The 11,780-nt window shown below is 54.5% G+C and carries 11 protein-coding genes; 3 read left to right on the top strand and 8 right to left on the bottom strand.

From position 1 onward, the window contains the following. Positions 1-23: 23 nt before the first annotated feature. The 4 genes from GA0061070_RS06355 to GA0061070_RS06370 all read right to left on the bottom strand — a co-directional run bounded on the left by GA0061070_RS06355 (position 24) and on the right by GA0061070_RS06370 (position 5,481). Positions 24-1,433, bottom strand: a complete 1,410-nt coding sequence (locus GA0061070_RS06355; protein WP_090134628.1) for a sucrose-6-phosphate hydrolase — start codon at positions 1,431-1,433, stop codon at positions 24-26. Next, the gene (locus tag GA0061070_RS06360; RefSeq protein ID WP_090134629.1) at positions 1,433-2,803 is read right to left on the bottom strand and encodes a sucrose-specific PTS transporter subunit IIBC; all 1,371 of its coding nucleotides are present in this window, start codon (positions 2,801-2,803) and stop codon (positions 1,433-1,435) included. The genes GA0061070_RS06355 and GA0061070_RS06360 overlap by 1 nt, the downstream gene beginning before the upstream one ends. Positions 2,804-2,879: 76 nt before the next feature. Continuing rightward, positions 2,880-4,397, bottom strand: a complete 1,518-nt coding sequence (locus GA0061070_RS06365; RefSeq protein WP_090134631.1) for a carbohydrate porin — start codon at positions 4,395-4,397, stop codon at positions 2,880-2,882. A gap of 166 nt (positions 4,398-4,563) precedes the next feature. Beyond that, a complete protein-coding gene (locus tag GA0061070_RS06370) occupies positions 4,564-5,481 on the bottom strand; it encodes an aminoimidazole riboside kinase (protein WP_090134633.1) in 918 nt (305 codons plus the stop codon). A 127-nt stretch (positions 5,482-5,608) separates the two neighbouring features. On the opposite strand from GA0061070_RS06370, the gene GA0061070_RS06375 reads away from it, so the two are divergent. Beyond that, entirely contained in the window at positions 5,609-6,280 is a 672-nt protein-coding gene (locus tag GA0061070_RS06375) for an HAD family hydrolase (RefSeq protein WP_090134634.1), read from the top strand. On the opposite strand, the gene phnE (GA0061070_RS06380) is transcribed toward GA0061070_RS06375, so the two are convergent. The 4 genes from phnE (GA0061070_RS06380) to phnC all read right to left on the bottom strand — a co-directional run bounded on the left by phnE (GA0061070_RS06380) (position 6,267) and on the right by phnC (position 9,918). Beyond that, positions 6,267-7,148: a phosphonate ABC transporter, permease protein PhnE gene (gene phnE / locus GA0061070_RS06380; RefSeq protein ID WP_090134636.1), complete on the bottom strand. Its 882-nt coding sequence runs from the start codon at positions 7,146-7,148 to the stop codon at positions 6,267-6,269. The two genes, GA0061070_RS06375 and phnE (GA0061070_RS06380), sit on opposite strands and share 14 nt — an antisense overlap. Continuing rightward, positions 7,145-8,017 carry a phosphonate ABC transporter, permease protein PhnE gene (gene phnE, locus GA0061070_RS06385; protein ID WP_090134638.1) on the bottom strand — a complete coding sequence of 291 codons (873 nt, stop codon included), beginning with the start codon at positions 8,015-8,017 and terminating at the stop codon, positions 7,145-7,147. Before phnE (GA0061070_RS06385) ends, phnE (GA0061070_RS06380) begins: the two co-directional genes overlap by 4 nt. 78 nt (positions 8,018-8,095) lie before the next feature. Then, the gene (gene phnD / locus GA0061070_RS06390; protein WP_090134639.1) at positions 8,096-9,037 is read right to left on the bottom strand and encodes a phosphonate ABC transporter substrate-binding protein; all 942 of its coding nucleotides are present in this window, start codon (positions 9,035-9,037) and stop codon (positions 8,096-8,098) included. 35 nt (positions 9,038-9,072) lie between these two features. Beyond that, positions 9,073-9,918: a phosphonate ABC transporter ATP-binding protein gene (gene phnC / locus GA0061070_RS06395; RefSeq protein WP_090134641.1), complete on the bottom strand. Its 846-nt coding sequence runs from the start codon at positions 9,916-9,918 to the stop codon at positions 9,073-9,075. Between the two features lie 83 nt (positions 9,919-10,001). Here phnC and GA0061070_RS25110 point away from each other — a divergent pair, with 83 nt between their 5' ends. Both GA0061070_RS25110 and GA0061070_RS06405 read left to right on the top strand, forming a co-directional pair. Then, positions 10,002-10,151, top strand: a complete 150-nt coding sequence (locus GA0061070_RS25110; RefSeq protein WP_167353542.1) for a hypothetical protein — start codon at positions 10,002-10,004, stop codon at positions 10,149-10,151. Positions 10,152-10,625: 474 nt separating this feature from the next. After that, on the top strand, positions 10,626-11,714 hold the full coding sequence (locus GA0061070_RS06405; protein WP_090134643.1) for an ABC transporter substrate-binding protein: 1,089 nt from the start codon (positions 10,626-10,628) through the stop codon (positions 11,712-11,714). The last annotated feature ends 66 nt before the right edge of the window (positions 11,715-11,780 follow it).

The raw sequence follows: 11,780 nt of genomic DNA on the forward strand, positions 1-11,780 counted from the left end.
GCATCATTTAAGGAAACAAGAACTTATTCTATCATGCAAGAACGTAACGACCAGTAGTGGGTCTGTACTTCTGCGCCTCCGCGCAGGGTTAATTGCGCCGGATGCCTCGGGAAATAGCGGCTGCTCATCACCCCTTCGCCATCGTTGATAAAGATCTCCACGCTTGAGCGATCGCAGAGGATCTGCAACTTCTGCGCGCTACCGCGCCAGTAACGGTACAGCCATTCGCCGGTTTGCAGGCTGCGGCGGGCCAGACGCAGTTCGTTGCAACGCCATTCGAGAGTGAGCGTATCGGCGAAATTGAGTGTTAACTCGCCCTTACTTTCCAGCACCAGCTCAAGTTGCTCCGCCTCCAGTGCGGGCATCGCTTCTGCCATACCGCAATAGCACTGTTCTTCACCGCGCAGCGCCTGTAGCTCTGCCACTGGCTGCTGATAGAGCTTACCGTTACGTTCAGTCAGCTCACGCAGGCAGGTCATCTGGTGGATCCAGCCATTAGCCACGGTTGGCTGCAACATCTCTTCGCCGTCCGGTACGCCCATCCAGCCGACCAGCAGGCGGCGGCCATCATCGGCAAGCGTGGTTTGCGGGGCGTAAAATTCAAACCCGGCATCCAGTTCGGCAAACTCGCCGTGCTGATATTGCACACTGGCGTAATCCAGCGTGCCGCTGAGATACGCGCTTGGGTAGGTGTTGAGGTAGCGTTTCTCCTCGTGCGCCACACCCTGCGGGCAGCAGATCAGGAAGGTGCAGTTGCCAAGGGTGAACATGTCGGGACATTCCCACATATAGCCCGCATCGCCCAGCCCGTTCAGGCCGCTACCGGCGATTTCACCGAGGTTTTGCCAGTTCCACAAATTCTCTGAGCGCAGCAGCAGCACCTTGCCCTGTAACTGTAAATCCTGTGCGCCCAGTACCATGTACCACTGCCCGTCGTGCCGCCATACTTTCGGGTCGCGCACATGGCCGCTGTAACCGTGCGGCAAAGGAATGGCCGGGCCGAGCTTGTCGAAACCGCCGTCGCTGTTTTGTACTGCCAGGCACTGCCACGCGGTACGGGAGCCGTCGTCAAACTTCACGTTGCCGGTGTAGCACAGTGTCAGCACACCATTGTTATCAATGGCGCTGCCGGAGTAGCAGCCATTGCGGTCATACTCTTCGTCAGGCATCAGCGCGAGGGGTTCATGCTGCCAGTGGACTAAATCCGCCGAACTCCAGTGCGCCCAGCATTTGTGCAGGTGCTGGCAACCCAGCGCATTCCACTGGTAGAACAGATGATAACGCCCGGCAAACTGGATAAAACCGTTCGGATCGTTAAGCAGCCCGGTCACCGGCGCAAGATGCCAGGCGGGATAGTGGGGATCGGCCAGCGCTTTCGGCTGGCCTTTCATGACTGCCTGCAACATGGCAGGCAGCAGGTTTGTTGAAGCCATTATTCGGAGTCCGTTTTGTATTTCAGCAGGTAAGAGATAACAAACGCGGCGCTAAATGCAATCACCATCCCGATAACATAGTTGAGCAGCGAGCTGGCCTGCACAATCGCCATACCAGGGATGCCCGTCAGGCCGACCGCCGTCATATACACATGTACTGAAACCACCCACGCGCCGCCCGCAGCCCCGCCGATAAGTGCGGCAATAAAGGGTTTTACAAAGCGCAGGTTGATACCGAAAATTGCCGCCTCGGTAATGCCGAGCAGTGCTGAGAAAGCCGAAGGCAGAGTGATGGCTTTGATCTTCGCATCTTTCGTTTTAAACCACACCGCCAGGCAGGCGCCGCCTTGTGCGACGTTAGCCATCGCCCAGATCGGCAGCAGGAAGTTGACGCCGATAGACGGATTGCCCAGCAGCCCGGCTTCAATAGCGTGAAAGCTATGATGCACGCCAGTAATCACAATCACCGAATAGATCCCGCCGAACAGCATTCCGGCCAGCCAGCCTGCATGGCTAATCAACGTGCTGAGTACAAAGGAGATACCATCGCCCAGTGCGCGACCCGCCGGGCCGATAACCAGCATGGCGATAAAACCAGAGATAATCACCGTCAGGAACGGCGTCAGGATCAGATCCAGCGCATCCGGGATCACCCGGCGCAGTTGCTTCTCCAGCAGGCTCATAAACCACACTGCCAGCAGTACCGGAAAAACGGTTCCCTGGTAGCCGATCATCGCGACTTCGATACCGAAAAAATTCATGGTATGGAAGCCGGCCGCCACGCCCCAGGCGTTGGTCAGCGCCGGGTGCGTCAGAATGCCACCCAGTGTCGCGCCAAGATAGGGGTTACCGCCAAACTCGCGGGCGGCGGTAAAGCCAATCAGGATCGGCAGAATGATAAATGCCGCCGAACTGAACATGTCGAGCATGATGTACAGCGCGTTGTCCGGGTTAACCCAGCCGTAGGTTTTCACCATTCCCAACAGCCCCATCAGCAAGCCGGAGGCAACAATCGCCGGGATAATTGGCACGAAAATGTTCGACAGCAGGCGGGCAATACGCTGGAACGGGTTAAGCTTGCGCGCGGCGATATCGGCGGCTTCTGACTTACTCGACTCGTTGATCCCGGCCTCGGCGATAAACGCGGCGTAAACTTTATTCACCACGCCGGTACCGAAAATAATCTGCAACTGCCCGGCGTTACGAAAACAGCCTTTCACGCCGTCAATTTTGCCGATTGCTGCGGTATCGGCTTTCGCGTCTTCCACCAGCACTAAGCGCAGACGCGTGGCGCAGTGTGCGGCACTGGCGATATTATCCTTACCACCCAGCAGCGGCAGTAGCGCGCGGGCAATTTGTGCAAAATCCATAATAACCTCTGTGTTCTCGTTATTGTGGTGTTAACCCGGTTGAGACGACCCCCGCACCCCGCAGGGGCCGAACTCATTAGAACCAGGTCTCCATTTGGATGCCGAAGTTCCATTCGCCGCCGGATTTAAAGCCGTTGTTGCCAAAGGCATCATCGCTGGCGTACTTATCCAGACGGTGATCCCAGTTCATCCAGGTAGCGAACAGGCGGATTTCCGGGCGTTTGAGGAATTCGCCAACGTCGCTGGCTTTCAGCGTCGGGGCGACGGTCAGTTTATAGAAGCTACCGCTCACCGCGTTACGGCTGTTGTAGCCTTTCGGGCGCAGATCCATGTACTGGTAGCTGCCTTCATACTGCATTTCGAAGTTCTCGGTGATCCCCTGAATCAGGCGCAGGTTGGCGGTAGCCCACTGGTAGCTGTCACCTTTGACGTAGCGATCTTTACTGCTTTGTGCCAGTACGGCTGGTGCAATATGCCAGCCGCCGCCCAGCGGCGTGATGCCGTAGCTGGCCAGGCGCCAGGTGTTCGCTTCTGGCAACAGCGCGCCATCGGAACCGATCGATTTCACCTCTGCGCCCAGCCCGTGGCCGTAGAGCAGGGCAGTTTTCGCCGAGCCTTCCCGCAGCCCATAGAAGCTGCTGTTATGCAGGCCGAGAAGCGCATGTACGCCGGTATTCGCGGCATCGCCCTTCACTTTATTGCCGTCAAGATCGACCCGATCGTTATTATCTTTGGCACGCATACCGCTGACCATCAGTTGCAGCGGGCCGTAGAAGTTGTTTGACGACAGAATATAGTTCTGCGCCGTGTTTTCACTGTTCTCCATGTCACCGAAGGTGCGGCCGTAAATTGACAGGTTACTGTGTGTGTCATCGTTCCACTTCATGTCGTAGATCCCGGCGCCGGTCCCGGCGAGGAATACCACATCGGAGTCGATCCAGTGGATATCGAAGTTATCGCGGTCGAAACGTTTACCGGCCCAGATGGTGGAGTCTTTAAACGCGCCAGTAAAACTCGGCAGATGGCCGATTTCGGTAAACGCCTGACGCAGGTTGAGAGCGCTGCTGGATGCTGTCCAGTCGTTATAGGTTTTTTGCCCGTCGGCCAGCATCACCTTAAAGCGCGTAGTCGCGCCGTTTGCCAGCGTCTGTTTATGTTCGAGGTTCATCTCGACATAGGTATCTGGTTCGTTACCCAGGCGACCGACATTACCGCCGGTTTCACCTGCCGGGGTCAATGTTGGCCCGCCTTGCGTTTTGCTGGCGGAGTTGTTCATCAGCAAACCGGAACGGGCATAGCCGTGAAATTCAAACCCGCCTTCATCGGTGGCTTTTTTCTCCAGTTTGGCGGTGCGCTGCTCAACCTGGCTGGTGGTGGTTTGTGTTTGTTGCTGCGCGGCGGCCAGTTGTTGCGCCTGTTTTTCCGCCGTTTTGGCGCGGGTTTCTGCGGCATTCGCACGTTGTTCTGCCGCCTGTAAACGCTGTTCCAGCGCGGCAAGACGGGCTTCTATGCTGCTCATGCTGGGATCAGCAGCCAATGCAGAGCCAGAGCTAAATATCAAACCAAGGGTTACGGCAAGCGTGCTTTTTTTCATCGTGTTGCATCCCTAAGGAAGAGCTATCATCACAGGACTGTTTTTTTTGCTAAACCGGTTTAGGTGATGAATCATACCCATGACTAATTTCTTCACGCAATTAAATTTGCTAAACCGGTTTAGTGATTGTGAGACGGCTCGCAAAACGAAGCGGTACTCAGGCGAGTTATTCCTCCAGTTGATGATGATAGGGTAAGGCGGTCATCGCGCCTTTCGCCGTGGTGGCGAGCGCTCCGCAGCGTTGCGCGGTGGCAAGACGAGCGCCAAGTTGCTCCTGGTTATCCGGTAGCCCGTGCTGCGCCAGTTCCCACAGCAATCCGGCAACAAACGCATCTCCTGCGCCGGTGGTATCGACGCTGATAACCGGCCGCGTTGGCCAGGTGCTGAGTGCGCCGCGCAGGCAGGCTTTGACGCCTGCTTTACCCTGCGTTACCAGCAACAGCGGGATGGCAAAACGTTCGGCCAATTGCTGCATGCTGACGTCGATATCCGTCTGGCCGCTAAAAAAGGCCAGCTCGTCTTCCGAGAGTTTTACTACGTCCGCCAGCGTGAAGGCCTGGCTCAGCGCATCATGTAACTGCTGCGGATCGGCCCACAAATCGTGGCGGATATTCGGGTCGAAGCTGACAAATCCGCCAGCGCTGCGGATGCGCGTCATCGCCGTAAACGTGGTGCTGCGCGATGGCTCAGCAGAGAGCGCAATTGAGCAGCAGTGCAGCCATTCGCCGCGCTGAAAGGGCGGTAAATCATCCACAGCGAGAAACAGATCGGCGCTCGGTCGCACCATAAAGGTAAATGAGCGCTCACCCACTTCATCGAGCGCGACGACCACCGTGGAGGTGCGTTGCGTCGGGTCGGCAGACATAAATGCGGTATACACCTGCTCGGCGTCGAGGATTTGGCGCATAAAACGACCAAAAGGATCGTCACCGACGCGACCGATAAAACCGCTGTTTCCTTGCAAACGCGCAATGCCGACCGCCACATTTGCAGGCGCGCCGCCGGGACACTGCAACAAGCGCCCTGCGCCTTCCGGCAGTAAATCGACCACCGCATCACCCAGACACCAGACTCGTGCTGACATATCTCTCTCCCGCTTTAAAATAGTCGTTAAAACTTAACTAAACCGGTTTAGCAAATCAACTGCATCGTTAAGTTGTCATCTTTTTTTGCTAAAGTGCTGGGCGGATTTCCTTACTAAGGACGCGACAATGCCGCAACCGCTGTACGTTTTCGATCTCGATAATACCTTGATTTCTGGTGACAGTAGCACGATCTGGAGCCGCTACCTGGTGCGCGAAGGTTTTGCCGATGGCGCGGATTATTTACGCGATGAAGAGCGGCTGATGCAGGCTTACGCGCGTGGCGAAATGAATCTGCATGAATATGTGGCGCTGACCATGTCGCCGCTGCGCGATTTCCCGGTGGCGCTGGTGGGAAGCATGGTAGCGCTGTGTGTGGAAACGGAGATTGTGCCGCGCATCTACCCGCAGGCGCTGGCGTTAATCAGGGAATTGCAGGCCAGCAATCAAGCGATGCTGATTATCTCCGCGTCGGTCAGTTTGCTGGTGAAGGCGATTGCGCCGGTACTGGGCATTGAGCACGCGATTGGCGTGGAAGTGAAAACCGATAACGGGCGCTATACGGGGATCATCGACGGTACGCCAAGCTATCAACAGGGCAAAATTATCTGCCTTGAAAACTTTCTTGTTGATCACCCGCAGCATCGTGGGGCCGTGACGTTTTATACCGACTCGATTAACGATTTGCCGCTCTGCGAATACGCCAACCACGTATTTATGGTGAATCCCTGTCCGCAACTGGCGGCGCAGGGAGAACTGCGCCGCTGGCCGCAACTTAACTGGCAGCTTACTCCGGCTTAAACAGCGGCACTGATTTACCGATAATATAGCGTCGGCGCAGCCAGGCCGATGCCATATCCATCAGCATCACCACGACGACCAGAATCACAGTGATAAACATCACCACATCCCAGTTCCACAGCCGCATGTTTTCGGCATAAATCAGGCCGATACCGCCCGCGCCGACAAAACCCAGCACCGCCGCCGAACGGGTGTTCGACTCTATCTGATAAAGGCTCAGTGCAAGGAAAGTCGGGAATGACTGGGTAAAGGTGCTGAAACGGTGCTTTTGCAGGCCGCTCGCGCCGACGGCAGTCATCCCGCGTCCCGGCGAACGATCCACCGCTTCATGGCTTTCGGCGTACAGACGGCCAAGTAAACCGGTATCCTGCATGATAATCGCCAGTACCCCGGCCAGCGGTCCAAGGCCGACAGCGCGCACAAAAATCAGCCCCCAGATCGCCATATCGATGCCGCGCAGAATGTCGAACAGGCGACGCATACAAAACGCCACGGTGCCGAGTAACCCGCCGCGCATGATGTTGCGTGCAGCAAGGAATGAGAGCAGCAACGCCAGCATTGTGGCGGTGAGCGTACCGGCGAAAACAATCGCCAGTGTGATGCCAATCTGCGAGAAATAGTAGCCAAATGGCCAGTTGAGGAAATCGTGCCAGACAAACATGCGCAACAGATAGTGGCCTATCTGCTGTACGCCGCTAAGCGCCTGATCGAGCGAAATGCCGAATTGCATAAAAAACCACAGATAGTAGAGCGCAGCAGCCAGTGCGATCAGGCCGAGACGGCGCAGATAGCGCCCCTGCGCTTTGAACAAATCACTGTGCAGTTTACGACTTAAGGTCACGTTCGGTACGGTTTGCCAGCTTGTCATTTTTTCCCCTCCAGCACCCACTGGCGCAAACGGCCAGAGAGGGTATCGAGCGCAGAAACCACAATGATGATCAGCAGCAACGTAATGCTGACCTGATCGTAGCGGTCGAGTTTAATATTGGTCATCAGCTCCTGGCCGATACCGCCTGCGCCAACCAGACCAAGAATGGTGGAGGAGCGGAAGTTAATCTCCAGGCGCATAAAGCCGTAGGAGAAAAAAATCGGTTTGACCTGTGGCCACAGCGCGAAGCGGATGCGTTGCAGATGCGTGGCACCGCAGGCGGCCAGCCCGCGTACCGGACGATCCTGCGTACTTTCCACTGCTTCATAGAACAGTTTGGTCAGGCTGCCGACGGTGTGCAGCGCCAGCGCAAGGAAACCGGGAATCGCGCCAATGCCAAATGCCATCACGAAAATGACCGCCCACGCCAGCTCCGGCATGGTGCGCAAAAACGCCACCAGCGTGCGAATGGCAAAACGTACTGGCGGCGGTGACCAGGTATTGCTCGCCGCCAGAAAAGCCAGCACGCCAGCGATGACAAAAGAGAGCAGTGTGGAGGCCAGCGCCAGTTGCAGGGTTTCCCAAATCAGCGGTAACTGAATTGGCAGGCGATAACCCCAATACGCCAGCGAGCCTTTGGTGTGGCTGTCGGCAAATAGTTGCGACCAGTGCAGCGTCGGCACGGTTTCCAGCATGTAATCAAGGAAGTTGGGCAACGAGTGCCAGATAGTAAAAATATTAAATTCGGCGGCGTTTCCGGCGGCAAACCAGAGCGCCAGCAGCAGTAACGAAGAGGCCACAGTGTCGCGCTTCTGGCGCGTTCTGACCTGTTGGTAATAGTGCTCAAACTGCGTATTCGACGTGTTCATGCGTTGCAATAGCGTCCTGTATGGCAATCGAATAAAAGCCCCTGGTTCGACGCAGGGGCTTATTTCATGAGGTGCCGATTAGCGTGCAGTGACCAGCTCGCGTTTCATCTCGATAATCTGTTTGAAGTCATCCACGCTGCTCGGGCCGATATGCTGTGTGCCGCCCATCGCTTTCACGAAGCAGGCGTGATTATCGGTATCCAGTTTCTTCACGGCGGTGATGACTTTGGCTTTGAAATCCGCCGGCAGGCTGTTGCTTACCAGGATTGGGCCGTTCGGGATCAGCGGCGATTCCCAGATGATACGGATATCTTTCATCAGATTCGGATGATCCATGCGGATCAAGCGGTTAAAGGCGCCCGCGCTGTAGCCGGTATTGTAGTCGCCAACCAAAGATGTCCAGGTGACTGCGCCAGCGAACTGGCCGTTCAGCACGCCGAGAATGTCTTGCTCATGACCGCCAGAGAAGGTAACGCTGGAGAAGTAGTTGTTATATTTGTTGTCGGCATTGCCGCCGAATTTCTGTTTAAACGCGTAGTTCGGGATCAGGTAGCCGGAGGTGGAATCCGGATCCGCAAAGCCGAACGCTTTGCCTTTCAGATCTTCCAGCTTTTTGTACGGGCTATCGGCTTTCACGATCACCACTGAGTGGTAACCGCGCGATTGATCTTTATCGTCAACCGCAATACCCACGATATCGACCGCTTTCGGGTTGTTGATATACACCGAAGCGTAAGATGAAGGCGACATGCTCAGCACCACGTCAACTTTCCCGCCCAGCAGCCCCTGGATCACACCGGAGTAGTCAGAGGAGTTGCGCAGTTTGGTATCGACGTTCAGCTCTTTATCGAGAAACTCTTTCACACACTGGTTATCACCGATTTGCTGAGTCGCGTTCTGCCCGCCCAGAATCCCCAGATTCAATTCCTTTGGCTGCTCAGCGGCAGAAGCCTGCCATGCCAACAGAAGACCTGTCATCAATGCAGATAAACGTAATGCGACAGAAATAGGGTTTTTCATTGTCATTGCCTGTGTTGTCTCATTGGAAGGAATAATTAATGCAATTGGCTGATTTCATCGCCGTACAGCACGTGCAGAACATCCTGTGTCAGCCGGGAAGGGTGGTCGTCAAAAATAATGCGTCCTTGCGCCACGCCGATAACCCGCGTGCAGTATTCTTTTACCAGCTCAACAGAGTGCAGGTTGACCATCACGCTGATGCCCTGCTGGCTCACTTCGCGCAGTACATCCATGATGCGCTGGGTATTTTTGGGATCCAGCGAAGCGACAGGTTCGTCCGCCAGTAATAACGAGGGATTCTGGATCAGAGCCCGGCAAATCGCCACGCGCTGCATCTGCCCACCGGAGAGCGTCTCTGCGCGCTGTAATGCGTGTGGCAGCATGTTCAGCCATTCAAGCAGAGCGATGGCTTTCGCGCGGTCTTCGTCGGTGAAAATTTTAAACAGCGATTTTAGCGTTGATGTCTGGCTAAGACGTCCGAGCAGCACGTTGGTCAGTACATCCAGGCGCGGAACGAGGCAGAAATCCTGGAAAATCATGCCGCACTGGCTGCGCCACTGATTGAGTGCACGGCCTTTCAGGCGTGACACATCACGCGGCTCGTTTTCATCATCGGAGAAACTTAAGATCTCGCCCGCGCTGGCGCTGTGCGTGCCATTCAGGACATGTAATAACGTTGATTTACCCGCGCCGGAACGGCCAATCACGCCGACCATCTCACCGCTGTGCAGATCGAAACTGATATCGTGCAGCACGGTCTGGTGAGCGTTATACGATTTGCGCAAATTTCTGACGCTCAGCACCTTTTGTTTCGGCACGGTGTTTAAGTGATGCTGATATGAATTGGGGTGTTCAGAAAGTTCTGCCAATGCGCTGTTCATAAGTCTTCCGGTTTTTGTCATTCAACTGGCGTCCATTAACGGCACAACAGATGATCGTTTTATGACGAACAGGCGAACAAATAATGAATGCGAAGGTTTCGTTTAAGATTATGCTGGCCGCCGCAGGCGCGATAGATGGCGCATGCCCCATCGAACTGCTGCCATTGCGTTACTTTCTCCTTAAAGTTAACGGTCATCTACGCTTGTATCTGCCTGGCGATGGGGCGATATAAGCCACCAAGAGCCTGGCCCATTAGGCTATTTTATTTGCCATTTTGGTCCTGAGCAGTGCTCACACAAAATGCCATAACATTTTGAACGCCGCTTGCGGCGGCCCTTTAGGGCGAGCGAAGCGAGTCATCCTCACGTACTGCGTGTACGCTCCGGTTGTTGCGCGCTGTCCGTGCCCAAACTGGCTGCAACAATATACGCCTACTGGGCCAGGTTCTAAATGGGTTATTTTTACGTTATTTCCCATGACATTATCTTTTTCTTTCTGGTTATTTTTCTGCACGAGAAGGCGACCCGTGCATGATATTAAGAGGAGATTTAAGATTTTTCTTCCTGCTATTTTTTGTGCGGCAATAGCATATATTTAAACCACGCCACCATCACAAAAGTCAGAAAAAAAAAGCAATGTTATTGCATCGGTTGGCGTACTGTCTATATGTTAACTCTGTGTTTCAAAAATGATACCAGGGGGTTATATGGACAGGAAGATCGCAACGCTGGCCGCCGTTCTGGCCACCGCATTTACAGGTTCTGTGCTGGCGGCGGTGCCTGCGGGTTATCCAGCGGAATATCAGAAAATTGTCGATGCCGGGACGAAAGAAGGTAAAGTCGTTATTTATTCGACAACGGATACCAAAGCCGCAGGCCCGCTAATTAAAGGCTTTGAAGAGCAATATCCGGGAATCAAAGTCGAATATAACGATATGAACAGTACCGAGTTATATAACCGCTATCTCAGTGAGCAAGCCTCCGGTAGTGGTAGTGGCGATGTGGTCTGGAGTTCATCGATGGATACTGCGCTGAAACTGGCGACGGATTATGCCGCAGAATATGTTTCACCGGAAAAAGAGAAATTACCGAAATGGGCGGTGTGGCAGCAAAAAGCCTATGGCACCACTTATGAACCAGTGGTGTTTATTTATAATAAACGGCTGATCCCCGCAGGCGATGTTCCCGATTCCCATAGTGCACTGGCGAAATTAATTGCTGCGCAGAGCGATAAATTCAAAAATAAAGTCACCACCTACGATATTGAAAAATCCGGCCTCGGTTTTATGCTCGCTGTTCAGGACAGCAAAAGCGACAAAGACTATTTCGCGCATCTGGCTGATATCGCCAAAGGCGGCCTGACGGTGCAGTCTTCCACCGGCACTATGATGGAACGCGTCTCGTCGGGTGAAAACCTGATTGGTTACAATATCCTTGGCTCGTACGCCGAAGCGCGCATTAAAGGGGATAAATCGCTGGGGATCTCTTACCCGAAAGATTATGTGCTGGTGCTGTCGCGCGTGTCATTTATCAGTGCGGAAGCGGAACACAGCAATGCGGCGAAACTGTGGTTTGACTATGTGCTGTCGGAAAAAGGGCAGAGCATTCTCGCCAACCAGGCGGATATTCCTTCCTTACGCCAGGATATTGAAGGCAAAAACGATATTGATGGTATGACCAAATTGCTGGGGCAGGCGCTGAAGCCGATCCCGGTGAATGAGTCACTGCTGGAATATCTGGAGCCGAAAAAACGTCTGGAATTTATTAAACAGTGGCGCGAAGCCGCCGCCAAATAACCTCCATCACCGTTGTGCGTCGCTGCGATGCACAACGTTTTGCCTGGCGTGACAGAGCATAAAGGG

It is taken from the genome of Kosakonia oryziphila (assembly GCF_900094795.1).
GTDB classification, from domain to species: Bacteria; Pseudomonadota; Gammaproteobacteria; order Enterobacterales; family Enterobacteriaceae; genus Kosakonia; species Kosakonia oryziphila.

Bases quoted from the DNA above. Each gene is read 5' to 3' on its own strand.
- GA0061070_RS06355 (WP_090134628.1), bottom strand. From the start codon at position 1,433: ATGGCTTCAACAAACCTGCTGCCTGCCATGTTGCAGGCAGTCATGAAA.
- GA0061070_RS06360 (WP_090134629.1), bottom strand. From the start codon at position 2,803: ATGGATTTTGCACAAATTGCCCGCGCGCTACTGCCGCTGCTGGGTGGT.
- GA0061070_RS06365 (WP_090134631.1), bottom strand. From the start codon at position 4,397: ATGAAAAAAAGCACGCTTGCCGTAACCCTTGGTTTGATATTTAGCTCT.
- GA0061070_RS06370 (WP_090134633.1), bottom strand. From the start codon at position 5,481: ATGTCAGCACGAGTCTGGTGTCTGGGTGATGCGGTGGTCGATTTACTG.
- GA0061070_RS06375 (WP_090134634.1), top strand. From the start codon at position 5,609: ATGCCGCAACCGCTGTACGTTTTCGATCTCGATAATACCTTGATTTCT.
- phnE (WP_090134636.1), bottom strand. From the start codon at position 7,148: ATGACAAGCTGGCAAACCGTACCGAACGTGACCTTAAGTCGTAAACTG.
- phnE (WP_090134638.1), bottom strand. From the start codon at position 8,017: ATGAACACGTCGAATACGCAGTTTGAGCACTATTACCAACAGGTCAGA.
- phnD (WP_090134639.1), bottom strand. From the start codon at position 9,037: ATGAAAAACCCTATTTCTGTCGCATTACGTTTATCTGCATTGATGACA.
- phnC (WP_090134641.1), bottom strand. From the start codon at position 9,918: ATGAACAGCGCATTGGCAGAACTTTCTGAACACCCCAATTCATATCAG.
- GA0061070_RS25110 (WP_167353542.1), top strand. From the start codon at position 10,002: ATGAATGCGAAGGTTTCGTTTAAGATTATGCTGGCCGCCGCAGGCGCG.
- GA0061070_RS06405 (WP_090134643.1), top strand. From the start codon at position 10,626: ATGGACAGGAAGATCGCAACGCTGGCCGCCGTTCTGGCCACCGCATTT.